General features: G+C 70.1%; 13 protein-coding genes. 5 read left to right on the forward strand and 8 right to left on the reverse strand.

Translation table 11 applies throughout. From position 1 onward, the window contains the following. Window positions 1–27 precede the first annotated feature (27 nt). The 3 genes from IFS44_RS11915 to IFS44_RS11925 are packed head-to-tail and all read right to left on the reverse strand — an operon-like array spanning window position 28 to window position 4,024. On the reverse strand, window positions 28–2,250 hold the full coding sequence (locus tag IFS44_RS11915; protein ID WP_192098578.1) for a molybdopterin cofactor-binding domain-containing protein: 2,223 nt from the start codon (window positions 2,248–2,250) through the stop codon (window positions 28–30). Then, window positions 2,247–2,738, reverse strand: coding sequence for a (2Fe-2S)-binding protein (locus IFS44_RS11920; protein ID WP_192098579.1), 492 nt, complete (start codon window positions 2,736–2,738; stop codon window positions 2,247–2,249). The genes IFS44_RS11915 and IFS44_RS11920 overlap by 4 nt, the downstream gene beginning before the upstream one ends. Continuing rightward, window positions 2,735–4,024 (reverse strand): cytochrome c, encoded by a 1,290-nt coding sequence (locus IFS44_RS11925; protein WP_197977852.1) that lies wholly within the window; start codon window positions 4,022–4,024, stop codon window positions 2,735–2,737. Before IFS44_RS11925 ends, IFS44_RS11920 begins: the two co-directional genes overlap by 4 nt. 211 nt (window positions 4,025–4,235) lie before the next feature. Here IFS44_RS11925 and IFS44_RS11930 point away from each other — a divergent pair, with 211 nt between their 5' ends. Continuing rightward, window positions 4,236–5,255: an alpha/beta hydrolase gene (locus tag IFS44_RS11930; protein WP_192098580.1), complete on the forward strand. Its 1,020-nt coding sequence runs from the start codon at window positions 4,236–4,238 to the stop codon at window positions 5,253–5,255. On the opposite strand, the gene IFS44_RS11935 is transcribed toward IFS44_RS11930, so the two are convergent. Then, entirely contained in the window at window positions 5,221–6,162 is a 942-nt protein-coding gene (locus tag IFS44_RS11935) for a 3-keto-disaccharide hydrolase (RefSeq protein ID WP_192098581.1), read from the reverse strand. The genes IFS44_RS11930 and IFS44_RS11935 overlap by 35 nt on opposite strands. A 105-nt stretch (window positions 6,163–6,267) precedes the next feature. Here IFS44_RS11935 and IFS44_RS11940 point away from each other — a divergent pair, with 105 nt between their 5' ends. Next, on the forward strand, window positions 6,268–7,062 hold the full coding sequence (locus IFS44_RS11940; protein WP_192098582.1) for a ThuA domain-containing protein: 795 nt from the start codon (window positions 6,268–6,270) through the stop codon (window positions 7,060–7,062). Between the two features lie 2 nt (window positions 7,063–7,064). Here IFS44_RS11940 and IFS44_RS11945 read toward each other — a convergent pair whose 3' ends face one another. Continuing rightward, window positions 7,065–7,736, reverse strand: a complete 672-nt coding sequence (locus tag IFS44_RS11945) for a DUF6445 family protein (RefSeq protein WP_192098583.1) — start codon at window positions 7,734–7,736, stop codon at window positions 7,065–7,067. A gap of 113 nt (window positions 7,737–7,849) precedes the next feature. Here IFS44_RS11945 and IFS44_RS11950 point away from each other — a divergent pair, with 113 nt between their 5' ends. Further along, the gene (locus IFS44_RS11950; protein WP_192098584.1) at window positions 7,850–8,533 is read left to right on the forward strand and encodes an HPP family protein; all 684 of its coding nucleotides are present in this window, start codon (window positions 7,850–7,852) and stop codon (window positions 8,531–8,533) included. Between the two features lie 38 nt (window positions 8,534–8,571). On the opposite strand, the gene IFS44_RS11955 is transcribed toward IFS44_RS11950, so the two are convergent. Genes IFS44_RS11955 through IFS44_RS11965 form a run of 3 tightly spaced genes read right to left on the reverse strand, consistent with a single transcriptional unit; the run spans window position 8,572 to window position 12,912 of the window. Next, window positions 8,572–10,392, reverse strand: a complete 1,821-nt coding sequence (locus IFS44_RS11955; protein WP_192098585.1) for a methyl-accepting chemotaxis protein — start codon at window positions 10,390–10,392, stop codon at window positions 8,572–8,574. Continuing rightward, a complete protein-coding gene (locus IFS44_RS11960) occupies window positions 10,382–12,421 on the reverse strand; it encodes a TonB-dependent receptor plug domain-containing protein (RefSeq protein WP_192098586.1) in 2,040 nt (679 codons plus the stop codon). Before IFS44_RS11960 ends, IFS44_RS11955 begins: the two co-directional genes overlap by 11 nt. Window positions 12,422–12,423: 2 nt before the next feature. Then, the gene (locus IFS44_RS11965) at window positions 12,424–12,912 is read right to left on the reverse strand and encodes a YfiR/HmsC family protein (protein ID WP_159043639.1); all 489 of its coding nucleotides are present in this window, start codon (window positions 12,910–12,912) and stop codon (window positions 12,424–12,426) included. Window positions 12,913–13,156: 244 nt separating this feature from the next. On the opposite strand from IFS44_RS11965, the gene IFS44_RS11970 reads away from it, so the two are divergent. Both IFS44_RS11970 and IFS44_RS11975 read left to right on the forward strand, forming a co-directional pair. Then, complete coding sequence (locus tag IFS44_RS11970) at window positions 13,157–14,242, forward strand: Ca2+-dependent phosphoinositide-specific phospholipase C (RefSeq protein ID WP_192098587.1); 1,086 nt, start codon at window positions 13,157–13,159, stop codon at window positions 14,240–14,242. Between the two features lie 156 nt (window positions 14,243–14,398). Continuing rightward, window positions 14,399–14,803 carry a barstar family protein gene (locus IFS44_RS11975; protein ID WP_192098588.1) on the forward strand — a complete coding sequence of 135 codons (405 nt, stop codon included), beginning with the start codon at window positions 14,399–14,401 and terminating at the stop codon, window positions 14,801–14,803. The last annotated feature ends 3 nt before the right edge of the window (window positions 14,804–14,806 follow it).

Here is a 14,806-nt window from a genome sequence, read left to right on the forward strand (position 1 = left end):
CGGCGGTCGCCCGACGACCGCCGTTGATCAGGAGCGCGTCGCCAGCCCCCCCGCCAGCGGCATGCTCCTGGTCCTGACCCCCGTCGCCGCTGCCAGCGCATTGGCGAGCGCGGCGGCGGTGGGCCCCTGCGCACACTCGCCCGTGCCGAGAAACGGCGTACCCGGCCGGTCGATGACCTCGACGACGACGCTGTGCGGCACGTCCGCGAACCGCAGGATCGGATAGCCGCTCCAGTCATAGTCGGTTCGGCGTGCACCGTTGTGCCCCGCCGCCTCGTAGGCGGTCCAGCTCAGTGACTGGAGCAACCCGCCCTCGACCTGATTGCGGATGCCGTCGGGATTGACCGCCTCGCCGCTGTCGACCGCGACGACCGCGCGGTGGACGATCAGCCGCCCCTCGTCGGGGATTCGCTCGACATCGAGCGCGACCGCGCAATAGGCGCCGTGATTCTTGTAGCGCGCAAAGGCGAAGCCCCGCCCGCGATTGGGCCGGGGCCGGTAGCGGCTCCATCCGAACCGCGCCGCCGCGCGCCGGATCACGTCTGCGGCGCGCGGATCGTCGAGATGCGCGAGCCGAAACGCGACCGGGTCGCGCCCCGCCGCCGCCGCCAGCTCGTCCATCGCGCTTTCGAGCGCGAAGATGTTCAGATGCGCGCCCAGCCCGCGCAGTGCCGACACCCGCACCGGCATGGCGGGCAGGAAATGGCTGACGATGCTCTGGTTGGCAAAGCGATAAAGCGGGATGGCGTTGCGATCGCCGCCGCCATTGGGCTGCGGGATCGGCTTGGGCGGCGTTGGCACGAACGGCGGCACCACCTCCACGCCTGCGAGCAGGTCGCCCGCCGCGACGGGCCGCGTGCTGTGCGTGTTGCTCCACACCTGATGCCGCCAGTTGACGATCCGCCCCGACGCATCGAGCGTCGCGTCGATCTGCGCGAGCATCGCCGGGCCGAGCGGTTCCCAGCCATGTTCCTGCTCGCGGCTCCATTGCAGCCGGACCGGAACGCCGGGCATCGCACACGCAACCAGCGCGGCATCGCCCGCGACGTCGTCCGCCCCATTATGCCCGTAACAGCCCGCCCCCTCGCGGTGGACGCAGCGGACGCGGTCGGCGGGCATCGCGACCAGCTCGGCGATTGCGGTGCGCAGCGGCTCGACGCCCTGGCTGTGCGTCCAGACCGTCAGCTGTCCCTCGGCCATCAGCGCCACCGCGCAGGATGGCCCGATCGCACCGTGCATCAGATACGGCCGGTCGTACCGCGCGGACAGCCGCCGCACGCCCGGCGCCGCGGCCGCGTCGCGACGCGTGTCGATCGCCTTGCTCTCGCGCCGCATCTCCAGCAATCCCGCGGGCATCGGCAGCAGCGCGGGCACGGCGTCCTCGCGCACCCATGCGCCCTGATTGGCGACGCGCAGCGCCTGTTCGAGCGGCCATTCGCGCGGACCGACGATCGCCGCGAACCGCCCGACCTGCACGACCCGCGCGACGCCCGGCTGCCGTCGCAGCGCGGCAAGATCGGGCGTCAGCCGCTTCCCCGAGGACGGCCCGCGCAGGACGCGCGCATGCACCATGTCCGGCAGCCGCATGTCCTGGACATAGCTCGGTAGCCCGGTCAGCTTGGCGGGCAGGTCGACGCGCGGCACCGGTCGCCCGATCAGCCGCCGCGCCGCCACGGGCTTGCGCGGCACGTCGGCGCGTGCACGCACCGCCAGCGACGTCGACGCGGCAAGCTCGGCATAGCTCGCACGCCGTCCCTGCCCGTCGAGCACGACGCCGTCGCGCGTGAACAGCGTCGTCGCCGCCACGCCCCAGCGCGCCGCCGCGGTCTCGGCGAGCAGCAGCCGGACACAGGCGGCGGCATTGGCGATCGCGGTCCCGCTCTGCTCGAGCGTCTGGCTGCCCGCGGTCACGCCCTCGTTCGGGGTCAGCGCGGTATCCGCGGTGATCAGGTCGACCCGCCCGATCGCGACATCAAGCTCGTCCGCGGCCAGCTGCGCCATCGCGGTCTTCACACCGGTGCCGAGCTCGACCTTGCCCGTGAACACCGTGACCCGGCCATCGGCACCGATACGGATCCACGCGTCGAGATCGGGGAATTTGGCGAGCGTCCCCGGCAAATCGGGCGCAACCGTCGGCGGTCCGCCGCTGCCCTCGCCGCCGCCGGTCTGTGCCAGCCCGGCCGTCGGCGCGAGCGCGAAGGCGACCAGCAGCCCGCCGAGTATGTCGCGCCGCGACGCCTGTCCGCTCACGTCACCGGCTCCGCAGGCTCGACCACCCCGCCGCCGCGCATCACCGCCGCGCGCCGCACCGCGCGCAGGATCCGCATATGCGTCCCGCACCGGCAGAGCGACGGCGCCATCGCGCTGCGCAACTCGGTTTCGGTCGGCGTGACCGTCTTGCGCAACAGCCCCTCGGCGCGCGCGATCATCCCGGGGATGCAATAGCCGCACTGCGCCGCTTGCTCGTGCAGGAACGCGCGCTGCACGTCACCCGGCGCCGCCGCGCTGCCCAGCCCCTCGACCGTCGTGACCGTGCGCGTACCGACCGCACCGACGGGCAGCAGGCAGGAAAAGACCGGCCGGTCGTCGACCAGCACGGTGCACGCGCCGCATTGCCCTAGCCCGCACCCGAACTTGGCCGCATGCAGCCGCAGATCGTCGCGCAGCACATAGAGCAGCGGGGTGGCGGGATCGACATCGACGTGCGCGGTCGCCCCGTTGACGGTCAGGTCGATCATTCACCCTCCATGCGCGCCGCAGCGACGTCTTTCTCGAGGTCCGGCCATGCCGGTCCCGTCCCGTGCCGGACCTGAAGATACGCCACGATCTCCGCCACCTGCCGGTCGTCCAGCGCATCGGCAAAGGCGGGCATGTACGGCCCGCGCGGCGCGACCGGCGGCTTCAGCCCCTTGAGGATGACCTGGATCGTATCGCGCGGATTCGCCTCGTGCAGCGGCGTGCCGAGCGGCAGCGCGGGACGCCCGGCGACCATCATCGCCGCCCCCGGCTCGTGGCAGACCGCGCACGCGCCGTCATACAGCCGCGCGCCCTCGGGATGCCGCTGGCCTGCGAGCGTTCTACGATCGGGCAGCCGCGGCTCGGCCCGCGCGGCGGGCGCAGCGCGCATCTGCCACGCATAATAGGTCGCGAGCGCGCGGACGTCGGTCGGCTTCGCGCGCGCCAGATTATAAGTAACCGGCCCCATCGGCCCCGCCGCCGCGGCATGCGCGGTGCTGAGCCCGGTCCGGAAATAGGCGTCGAGCCGCTCGACGGTCCAGGCGCGGACCGCGGGCGAGCGTGCGTTGATCGGCGGCGCATACCAGCCGCCCGACCAGCCGCCGTCATAGGCCCGGTCGCCGCGCTTCTCCTGCTGCAACAGCCCGCGCGGACTGTGACAGGCGGTGCAATGCGCCAGCGTCTCGCCGATATAGCGCCCCCGGTTCCATGCGGCCGACTGGCGCGGATCGGCGATCACCGGCTGCGGATCGAAGAACAGCAGTTTCCAGCCCGCCAACAGAGGCCGGAAGCCGAGCGGCGGGATCATCCGGTTCGCGGGCGGCACCGCGCGCACCGCCGGCCGGGTCATCAGGAATGCGTAGAGCGCGTCCACATCGCCGTCCGCCACGCCCGCATAATGCGTATAGGGAAAGGCCGGATAGAGATGGCTGCCGTCGCGCCCGACGCCCTCGTGCATCGCCCGGCGAAACGCGACGGGCGACCATGATCCGATCCCGGTCGCGGCATCGGGCGTGATGTTGCTGCCATAGATCGTCCCGAACGGCGTCTTGATCGGATAGCCGCCCGCATAGGGACGCCCGCCCGCCGCCTGATGACAGCTGACGCAATTGCCAAGCCGTGCCAGATTGGCGCCGCGCGCAACCAGCGCGGGATCGAACTGCCGGGGATCCGGGCGCGTCACGCGGGCGATCGCGGGCCGGTAGGCGATTGCGGCAAACGCGATCCCGCACAGACCCAGCAGCACGACGGCGATGACGACGATGCGCCTGATCCCGGGCCGGCTCATCCTCGCCTAGACCCTTGAGTCGCCGAACGCCGTCCGATGCATCGTCTCGTCTCCCCCGTGTGACATCGGACGCACGGGCCGATCGGACGGGGATTGAACGATCCGGATGCCGACAATCTCCCCGCGCCGGGAGATAATCCCGACCCGCCGCATCGATTCGCACTCCGCCCGCGCTGTGCTAGGCTGACCCGACACTATGAGGGGGGCGGAGATGCGCGTGATCCTGACGGCGGCGGCCCTGCTGGGCGCCGCGTTGACCGTGTCGGCGACAGCTGCGCAGCCCCCCGCGCAGACCACACCCCCACCGGCCCCCGCGCCGGCACTCCGGGGAACGCTGGCCGGCCCGTTCGAACTCCGGTCGCGGCGCTTTGCGGGCACGGTGCGGCGCTACTGGGTCTATGTCCCGCCCGGCTATGATCCACGCCGCCCGCCCAATCTGCTGCTGTTCCAGGACGGGCAGCGCGCGACGAATCCGGCAGGGTCGCTCAGGGTGCCCGCGGTCCTCGACACGCTGATCCTGCAGCACGCAATCCCGCCGACGCTCGGCATCTTCGTGACGCCCGGTCACCGCGCGGCGCACTATCCCGACACGCTCGGCATGGAAAATCCGGATCACCGGGTGGAGGAATATGACGCGCTGTCCGACGATTATGGCTGGATGACGCTGAACGAACTGCTCCCCGCGGTCGCGGCACGCTGGCGGTTCGCCGACGATCCGAAGCGCCGCGCGATCGGCGGCACGTCGAGCGGCGCGATCGCCTCCTGGACGATCGCCTGGCGGCATCCGGAAGCGTTCGGCAACGTGATCAGCTTCATCGGCAGCTATACGTCGATCGGCCTCACGCTCGGCCCGGACGGCGCACCGCGCACGCTCGGCGGCGACCTCTATCCCGGGCTCATCCGCAAGAGCCCGATCCGCCCCTTGCGCATCGTCCTGCAGGACGGGGCCGCCGATCTCGACAACGAACATGGCAACTGGTTTCTCGCCAACCAGCAGATGGCAAAGAGCCTCGCATGGGCGAACGCGCAGGCCGATGCGGATCACCGCCCGGGCCCGCGCTACGACGTCAGGACAGCCTGGACGCGCGGTGGCCATTCGGACGCGGACGGCGGCGCGATCCTGCCCGACATGCTGCGCTGGATCTGGCGCGACCAGCCCGCAACCGCGGACGCCCCGCCCCCTACTGTCCCGCCCCCTACTCCCCCACGACGATCTTGGGCAGGGTCGTGATCGGTTCGACCGTGATCGCGCGGAACCAGGTCTCGGCGCCTTCGGATTGCAGCTGGATCCGGCCATGCGTCAGCGGCTGCCGACCATCGGGGCCGATCGTCGCCAGATCATGCACTTCGCCGACCGGTATGCCGTTGACGACATGCACCGCGCGGTCGCCGACGACATAGAGGTCGAGCGTGTTCCACGCGCCGATCGGCCGCTCGGCATCGGTCGCCGCCTCGACATTCCAAGTCGGCGTGCCGTTGACGATGTCGATCTCGCGCCCCCCGGCACGGAAGCGAAGATGCGGTTCGACCAGCGACGGATCGAACGTCACCCCGGTACGGCCGCGCAGCTTACTCCCCACCGCGACGATCATCCCGGTCGATCCGGTCATGATCTCGAACTCGACCGAGGGCCGCCACGTCCCGAACACCTCGCCCGGCGCGCCATGCGTATGATAGAGCAGGCCGTTGTTGCGCGGCTGCGTCGCGCGCGGCGCCCAGGTCCTGGCGCCCCATTTGAACTGCAGCCGCAGGTGATAGTCGCGAAGATCGGCCTGGTGGACCAAACTGCCCCAGGTTTCGCCCTTCACCCAGATCGCCGGCGCCCCGTCGACGCTGCGCGCCGCGAAATCGCCCGTGGTGTCCCGGCTCGTGCCGATCGGCGGCGTGCCCGGCTTTGCCTGATAGGTGATCGACGGGTCGGGATAGCCGAGCCACGCGGTCCAGCCCTTGAGGCTGCGCCCGTCGAACAGCGCGGTCGACTTGCCCGTCGGCACGGGGATGTCGGTCAGCCTGAGTTGCTGCGGCGCCGCGGCGGGCTCGCCCGCAATCGCCCGCGCCCGGTCCTGTGACGTCTGCGCGGTCGCAGGCGCGGACACCAGCATCAGCGCGACCAGCGCGCGCTTGGATCTTCCAGACATTCGCTCTCAACTCCCCCGTCATATTTATGACCCAGCATAGCGCGTTATCGCTACCAGTTGAACTCCGATGGTCCCGCGCGCTAGGACCGGGCGGGAGATTGCACGATGCTCAAGATGTTGGCGCTGGCCGCCCTGCTCACCACGGCGCAGGCCGCGCCCGACCCGCATTTGCCGAAGGCCACGACCGACACCGTCGCCCCCGTGCTGCCCAAGGGCCTCGATCACGCGGTGCTGATCGTGTCGAAGACCAATGGCTGGCGGCATATCGAACATATCCCGCATTCGAACCGCGTGCTCGCCGACATCGTGCAGGGCCTGGGTCGCACGAGCTACGCGACCGAGAATGCGGCGGTCTTCAACGACGAACAGTTGCGCCACTTTTCCGTCGTCGTGCTCAACAGCGCCAGCGGCGGCTTCCTGACGCCAGACCAGCGCGCGGCCTTCGCCCGCTTCGTCGCGCGCGGCGGTGGCGTCGTGGCGCTGCATGCCGCGGGCGACGACAGCCATACCGACGCCTGGTACAGCGACACGGTGATCGGCACCAAGTTCATCGGCCATCCGGGCGGCGAGGATCAGTTCCAGCGCGCACGGCTCGTGGTCGACCGCCCCGACCATCCGGTCATGGCGGGGGTGCGCCTGCCCTGGACCGCGGTCGACGAATGGTATTCGTTCAACGCCAATCCGGCCGCCCGCGGCATGACCGTGCTCGCGACGCTCGACGAGGCGAGCTACCGTCCGGGCGCGAAGCTCGCGATGGGGACGCACCCCGTCATCTGGACCAACCCGCGCACCAAGGGCCGGGTGGTCTATTCGGCGCTCGGCCATTTACCAGAGGCCTATGACGACCCGACCTATCGGCGCGTGCTCGTCAACGCGATCCGCTGGGCGGGCCGGCCATAGCCTCATTCGATCGCGAGGAACGCGGTGATCGTCAGCCGCCCCGCCGCCGGATCCGCCGACAACACCGCATTGCGCGCGATCGCGCCGCTGTGCAGCACATAGCTGCGGTACAGCAGCGCCCGGTTATAGGCGGCGTCGACCAGCGCGGTCCGCTCGAACAATGCGGTATCGTCGGCGATATAGCCGTGCGGCGGCATCGCCGCGACCTCGCGGCCGAGCCGTTCGAAAAAGTCGCGCGCGCGCGTCTCGTCGACCGTCTCGAACCCGGTGGCGCGATGACGGAAGAAGGCCGTCCCGTCGCGGTTCGTCGGCGACAGATAATGGATCAGCGCGATCCGGTCGCGCGCATAGGCATCGACATGCGGCAGCCGTTGCCGGATCTCGAGCGCGTCGGGCGTCACCGTGACGATCGAGAATTGCGCATCGACGACATGGATGCGGCGGCACGGCCCGAAATCGCGGCCCAGCGCGCGGGCGATGCGCGGAAGCTGGTCGGCCAGATAGCGCTCGGGCAGCGCCGCGCGGAGACCGGGATAATGCTCGCCCGCGGATCCGAACACCGCGTCCGCCGCGGCCTTGCGCAATCCGTCCGGATCCTCGGCAAAACCGTCGATGATCACCAGCGGCTCCGCCTCCCGGCCGATACGCCGCCTGGTCACATCCCCCAGCATCATGCCTCGCCATCACCCATCTTTACCGTCCTCTAGCGATCCCGGTGACGCGCGACATAGCGAAATGCACGGGCGCAGCGTAGGGGCGGCACGCTCAGCCACACGGACGATCGCTCATGCCCCTGCCCCGCGCCAAAGCCTTCTGGGCGACGGCCTTTCCCGCCGACCGCCTGCTTGGGGGCGTCGGTGCCTGTATCGGCATCGCGCTGACGATGCTCGTCTGCGTCGCGCTGCTCCCCGCCGGCGACGTTCCTCAGATCGTCGCGCCGCTGGGGGCGTCGGCGGTGCTCGTCTTTGCGGTCCGGTCGAGCCCGCTGGCACAGCCCTGGCCGGTGATCGGCGGCAACACGCTGTCGGCCGCGATCGGCGTCGCCGCGTTTCAGCTCATCCCCGACGCCAGGCTGGCCGCGGGTGTGGCGGTCGGGGCCGCGATCCTGGCGATGTCGCTGCTCCGCTGCCTGCACCCGCCCGGCGGCGCGGCGGCGTTGACCGCAGTGATCGGCGGGCCCGGCATCCATGCGGCGGGCTATGCCTTCGCGCTCGTCCCCGTCGCGCTCAACTCTGTCGTGCTCGTGCTGGTCGCCGGCCTCTTCTACCGCGTGACGCGGCACCCCTATCCGCATCACAGCGCGCTGCCCCCCGCGGCGATCGCGGCCGACCGCCGCGCCGCGGGATTTCACCCCGACGACATCGACGCCGCGCTCGAGGACATGCACGAAAGCTTCGACATCGCCCGCGACGATCTCCACGCGCTGCTCACCAGGGCCGAACTTCACGCGCAACGCCGCCAGCGCGGCTGAGCGCAGACCAGGTCTCGCGGCGCGTCAGTCCGAAAACGTCACGCGACCTGCCGTTGCTGCCGCTCGGGGCCTGCGTCATCGCCAAGGAAATGGCGGGTAAAGGCATGCGCGTCGTCGGCCAGTGACTGCAGCGTCCGCTTCAGCATCGCGCCGGTCCGCTGGACCTCGTCGACCGAGGCCAGGTTGCGATCGACCGACGATGCGATCTGCTGGCTCGCCTCGGTGAGCATCTGGCTGCGGTCCTCGACCGCCTCGATCCGCCCGTTGAGCTGTTCGATCGCCTGCGCCTGCGCACGCGACATCGCCGCCACCCGGCCCGCACCGTCGTCCATGCCGTTGATCAGCGCCCCCAGACTGCCCGTGCTCGCCACGACCGACCGGATCTGATCCTGCACCGCCTCGATCTTCGAGCGCACGTCGCCCGCGCTCGCGCCCGTCCGCGTCGCCAGCGACTTGATCTCGGCCGCCACCACCGAAAAGCCCGCGCCCGCAGGTCCCGCGCGCGCCGCCTCGATCGTCGCGTTGAGCGCGAGCAGGTTGGTCTGCTTGGTGATCGCGCTGATCACGTCGACGATCTGCTCGATGCTGCTGGCCTGTTCCTGCGACAGCGCGACGGTATCGTTGGCACTGCGCGCATGGTCGCTGATCGACCTTGCGGCAAGGCTGGTCCCCGCCACCTCCCGGTCGATCTCCTCGAAGGTGTGCGCCAGCAGATGCGTCTCCTTGCCCGCCTCGAGCATCTCGGTCGCGAACAGCTGCGCGATCGCGTCGAGCTCCTGCGCCAGCCGGCGATTGCCCTCGATCGTCTCGTGCAGGCTGATCGCATTCGCCTCGAGCAGCGCCATCGCCTCCTGCGCCTCGCGGATGATGCCGCCGACCTGACGTTCGAACGCCTCGGCCAGCGCGGCCAGCGTGGCCTCGCGCTCGCGCCGCGCCTGCGCCTCGACCTCGGCGATCGCGCTGGCCTGGCGCGCCTTTTCCTCCTCGGCATGGCGGCGCAGCAGCTCGGCCTGATCCGCGAGGCGTTTCGCATCCTCGCGCTGCGTCTGGAACGTCGTCAGCGCGGTGACGACCAGCCCCAGCTCGTCATGCCGCTTGAGCGTCGACAGATCGATCGCCGCCTCGTGCATCACCGCATCCGTCGCCGCCGCAATGTCGGTGATCGAACCGATGATCGATCGCCCGATGACATAGGCCATTACCAGGCTCCCGCCCGTGCCGACGAGCAGGACGAGCAGCAGGATCGCGATCGTGACATGCGTGACCAGCAGCGCCCCCGATGCCGCCTGCCCGGCGCGGCCGATACCCGCGGCGGTCACGCGCCGGATCCGCGCATCGATCTGCTGCGCATTGGCGCGAAACGGGTCGACCATCGCCGCGGTGCTGGCAAAGTCGACCTCGAGCATCGACGTCAGCACGTCGACGGTCGCGGTATATCGGTCGAGATCGGCGAGCACCGGGCCCAGCTGGGCGCGCTGCCCGGCGTGGCTGCGGCGGTAGCCAACCAGCGCCGTACGGACCCGGGCCAGGTCGCGGTGGATCGCCGCCACCTGCCCGTCGACCGCGATCGTCGGCGTCGCCGCCTTCGTCACCAGCAGGTGATAGACGTTCGCGTTGGCGATATCGAACCGCTGCGTGATCGCGTTGAGCTGCTTGATATCGCGCATGTCGCGATTGACGATGTCGTCGACGCTGCGCCCGGTGATCAGCAGCGCCGCGGTGCTGGCCAGCGCCATCACCACGAACAGCACCAGCATGATGACCGGCGTCGCCGCGACCTTGACCGCGATCGGCCGGTCGGCGAGCGCCAGCCTGCGGTCGAGCCGGTCCGACAGCCGGAAGAACGCGTTAAAGCGCAACTCGCACCCCTGCGCGCACGCGACGATCCGCCGGGATCGGCGATACCGCGGCGCCGTCCGCCAGCGCCAGATTCTCGCCCGCGACATAGACTTCGAGCGCGGAGGTCAGCCGCAGCCCCGCCCGCGCATCGAGCGCCACCGCGTCGTCGACCCGGTAGAGCAGCAGCTGCGGCGTCGACGAGAAGGCGAATTGCCGCGTCGACGAGGTGTAGCGCGCGACCCCCGACAGCGACAGTCGCCCGATGTCATAGCCGAGCGCCAGATTCGCCTTGTGGACCGGCGTCGTCGACTTGGGCGACAGCGCATAGGGGATCGGCAGCGTCAGCGACGCCAGCTGCTCGTCGGTGTGCGTCCAGGTATAATTGGCGCGCCATGTGAGCGCACCGACCGCGCCCGACGCCGACACCTCGGTACCATAGGTGGTATAGTCGCCGATCGCCGTGAACCGCGCGACGAGCGAGGGCAGCGGGGTCAGGAACAGCTCGGTCTGCAGGCCGTCGCCCGGCGACGCGATCGCATTGTCCGTCTTCGTCACGAACGCGTTCGCCTCGATCTGCGTCCCGCCGATCGTCCGCGCATAGCCGACCTCGCCGCTCCACACGCCGACCGGATCGATCCGCGGCGACCCTGCCACGAAGATCGGCACCGGCGCCGGGGTGATGATCGGCAGGCGGATCCCGTAATTCACCAGCGACGGCAGCTGGTAGCCGCGACCGCCATTGATCCGCAGCTGGCCGCGCGCATCGGTCTGGACGAGCAGCGCGACGTTGAAGCTGAACCGGGTGAAGGCGCGGTCGAAATCGCTCGCCACGTCATAGCTCGGCTGCGCGATCGCGCCCGCCTGGTGCAGCCAGAGCCGGTCGATCCGCGCCGCCGCGGTGATCGAAATCGCCTCGTCCGGGTGCAGGTCGAGCATCGCATTGGCCGATCCGACGTCATAGGAAATGCGCTCGGCGAACTGATAGGCCGAGCGCAGCCGGTTGTTGCGATATTCGCCGCCGAGCCGCAGCGTATCGCTCTTGCCCAGCCGGACCAGCGTCGACGCCTGGGTGACGATGATCCGGTTCTTGAACCCGAGCGGCTCGGTCGCATCCGCCGTCGCGCCGACGCCATATTGCACATCGAGCCAGTTGACATAGCCGCCCAGCGTCACGCCGCCCCAGCCCGTGTCGCGCGTGGCCGAGGCATGGACGTTGTCGCTGCGATAGCGCTGGTTCGACAGCAGCTGGCTCGGCAGATACTCGGCCTGCCGATTGGTCGAATGGCCGCCGCCCAGCACCGTCTCCAGTCCGTCGAACGAACCGGTGATGTCGCCCGACACCTGGTCGCTCGCGACGTCGCTGACCATCGCCGGGCGCAGCAGCGTTGCCGGGATGCGACGCTCGTCCTCGCGCGCGCGGACCCCGGCAAGCCGGATCCCGATCGCCGGGGTGACGGGCAGCGTCACCGACCCGGCGAGCCGGCTGATGTCGTGATTGCCGAGCTCGGCGGTCGCGGTGACGGTCGGCGTCTGGCCGACGCGCCGGGTGATGATGTTGACGACGCCGCTGGCGGCGTTGAACCCGAACAGCGCGTTCGCGGGCCCGCGCACCAGCTCGATCTGCTGGATCTCCTCGAGCTGGACCCCCAGCAGATTCCAGTCGGTCATGCCATAATGATCGAGATAGACCTGGCGTCCGTCGACCAGCACGAGCAACCGCGCATTATAGGTCTGCACGCCGCCGCGCACCGACACGTCGCTCTGCCCCGCGGTCCAGCTGTTCACGTCGATGCCGGCATGCGTCTTCAGCAACCCGGGTACGTCGCGGGCGGGCGACCGCGCGATATCCTCGCGGGTGATGATGATCGCGGACGCGGGCAGTTCGGACGCGCGCTGCGGCTTGCCCGTGACGCTGGTCGTCACCGGCTCGCCGATCGTCTCCTGCAACGCCTGGTAATCGACGGCCTGCGCACCTGCGACGGCCGGGCACAGCACTGCACCGGCCGTCAGCATGGCGCGCAATCCGGTGGCGAAAGTCGAAACGGTCATCGTTAAATTTCCTTGATCAGCATCAGGAATGCCGACCCGAATCTGATATTGGCAGCGCGTGCCGCGGCGCGATTGACGGTGATCTGGGTCTTGGGACCCGAGGTGATGCCGACCACGCATCGCGCGGTCTGCACGCAGGCGGGGTCCGACGAGATCGTCAGGACCGACGATCTGGCGGCCGCGGCGGCGATGCCGGCATGCTCCGGGCGCAATCCCGTCGTGACAAAGGCGAGCCGGAATCCGGCCAGCGACCCGATCGCGCCGACCGGCACGCGGCGGGCGCGGATCGCACTGCGTCCGGCGGCCAGTCCCGATCCGATCGCCCGCTCGATCGCCGCCGCCTCGGCCTCCGATGCCGCATTGCCCGGCTCGAACACGATCGCCGCGGCGACCGTCCCCGCCGGACCGGGCTGAAGGAACGACACGACCCGCGCCGCGATCGGCACGTTCAGTTCCGCGGACAACGGCGTCGCGCTGCCCAGCGCGGCCACGCCGCACATCCATATCCAAGGTCTAAACACGCTGTCCCCCACCTGAGGGGACAGCGAGTATCACCCGATATTGTCCAATTAGTTAATGGCTTAGAGACCGCGATACACAATCTGCGGCCCCATCGCGCGGGCCGCCGCGCGCCCAATTAAGACGGTCGCGTAACAGAACGGTCCTCTGCGCGTCATCTGGCGCGGCCATAGCCCGCGGACGACGCCGGCCGGGCGCCAACAGGGCAGGACAATCATGCGTATCTCGACGATGCTGCGGGCGACCGCGGCGGTTCTCCCCCTCGCCCTGTTCGCAGGCACCGCGACCGCGAAGGATGCCGCGCCGCTGCGGATCAACGACATCGCCGTCATCGGCACGCACAACAGCTACAAGCAGCCGATGCCCGCCGCGACGATGGCGAAGGTGCGCGCCGCCGATCCGGCGATGGCCGACGCGCTCGACTATGCGCATCGCAGCCTCGTCGAGCAGCTCGACGCGGGCGCGCGCCAGCTCGAGATCGACGTGAACTATGATCCGCAGGGCGGGCATTATGCGCGCGGCTCGTCGGACCCCAAGCTGCAGCGGCCGGGCTTCAAGGTGCTGCACATCCCCGGCATCGACAATGCGTCGAGCTGCGTCCTGCTCACCGAATGCCTGACAATCGTCCGCGACTGGTCGGCCCGCCATCCGCGCCACGTCCCGATCCTGCTGATGTTCAACGCCAAGGACGAACAGAACGCCGCGCGCGGCGGCATCGACGCGCTGCCGTTCGACGCGGCCGCCTATGACGCGCTCGATGCGGAGATCCGCTCGGTGCTCGCGCCGGCCAGGCTGATCGTGCCCGACGACGTGCAGGGACGCTATCCGACGCTCCGCGACGCCGTCCTCGCCGACAACTGGCCGCTGCTCGAGGCGTCGCGCGGCAAATTCCTGTTCGCGCTCGACGAGCCCCCCGCCAAGGTCGCGGTCTATCGCGGGGCGCGCCGCTCGCTCGAAGGCCGGGTGTTGTTCATCAACACCGACGAGGCGTCGCCCGCCGCCGCCTATCTGACGCTCAACGACCCGGTCCGCGACGCCGAACGCATCCGCCGCGACGTGCGCGCGGGCTTCCTCGTCCGCACCCGCGCCGACGCCAACACGCGCGAGGCGCGCGCCAATGACGGCGTGCCGCGCGACACCGCGCTGGCGGGCGGCGCGCATTATGTCTCGACCGACTATCTCTGGCCCGATCCGCGCTTCGCCGGCGGCTACCGCGTCGCGCTCCCCGACGGCCATGTCGCGCGCTGCAATCCCGTCCGCATCGCCAAGCAATGCGGCGACCTCGAAGGATCCGCCCGGTAAAGCCGCTTCTCAACGCCACGTTGCACACCGCCCCCGACTTCCGCCGCGACATCGACGCCGCGCGCACGGAACTCGCGCACGCCGCGGGCGCTGTCCCCGATGTGTCGCACTGCCGGATCGAGGCCGGCGCCACCTGACGGACGGACCAGCACGCGGATGATCGACGACCCCAGGGCCACGACCCTCACCATCGCCGGCCGCGCGATCCGCGACATTGCGAGCTTCTACGACGAGATCAACCGCGTCTTCATGGCGGGCGAGGACTGGTCGCTCGGCCCCAGCCTCGATGCGCTCGATGACCTGTTCTACGGCAGCTACGGCGCGCTTGCGGGCAAGGCGCCGGTCATCCTCGTCTGGCAGGATATCGAGACGAGCCGCGCCGCGCTCGGCATCGCCGCCACCAGAGCCCATCTCCGCGCCAAGCTCCAGAACACAGCCTTCGACGCCGCACGCATCACCACCCAGCTCGACGCGCTCGAACAGGGCCGCGGCGAGACCTATTTCGACACCATCCTGACCATCATCGCCGACCACCCGAACATCCACCTCGTCCGCGCCTGACCC

The organism is Sphingomonas sp. CFBP 13706 (assembly GCF_014842355.1).
Lineage (GTDB): Bacteria > Pseudomonadota > Alphaproteobacteria > Sphingomonadales > Sphingomonadaceae > Sphingomonas > Sphingomonas aerolata.

Bases quoted from the DNA above. Each gene is read 5' to 3' on its own strand.
- IFS44_RS11945 (WP_192098583.1), bottom strand. From the start codon at position 7,736: ATGATGCTGGGGGATGTGACCAGGCGGCGTATCGGCCGGGAGGCGGAG.
- IFS44_RS11925 (WP_197977852.1), bottom strand. From the start codon at position 4,024: ATGAGCCGGCCCGGGATCAGGCGCATCGTCGTCATCGCCGTCGTGCTG.
- IFS44_RS11920 (WP_192098579.1), bottom strand. From the start codon at position 2,738: ATGATCGACCTGACCGTCAACGGGGCGACCGCGCACGTCGATGTCGAT.
- IFS44_RS11970 (WP_192098587.1), top strand. From the start codon at position 13,157: ATGCGTATCTCGACGATGCTGCGGGCGACCGCGGCGGTTCTCCCCCTC.
- IFS44_RS11960 (WP_192098586.1), bottom strand. From the start codon at position 12,421: ATGACCGTTTCGACTTTCGCCACCGGATTGCGCGCCATGCTGACGGCC.
- IFS44_RS11940 (WP_192098582.1), top strand. From the start codon at position 6,268: ATGCTCAAGATGTTGGCGCTGGCCGCCCTGCTCACCACGGCGCAGGCC.
- IFS44_RS11975 (WP_192098588.1), top strand. From the start codon at position 14,399: ATGATCGACGACCCCAGGGCCACGACCCTCACCATCGCCGGCCGCGCG.
- IFS44_RS11935 (WP_192098581.1), bottom strand. From the start codon at position 6,162: ATGTCTGGAAGATCCAAGCGCGCGCTGGTCGCGCTGATGCTGGTGTCC.
- IFS44_RS11930 (WP_192098580.1), top strand. From the start codon at position 4,236: ATGCGCGTGATCCTGACGGCGGCGGCCCTGCTGGGCGCCGCGTTGACC.
- IFS44_RS11950 (WP_192098584.1), top strand. From the start codon at position 7,850: ATGCCCCTGCCCCGCGCCAAAGCCTTCTGGGCGACGGCCTTTCCCGCC.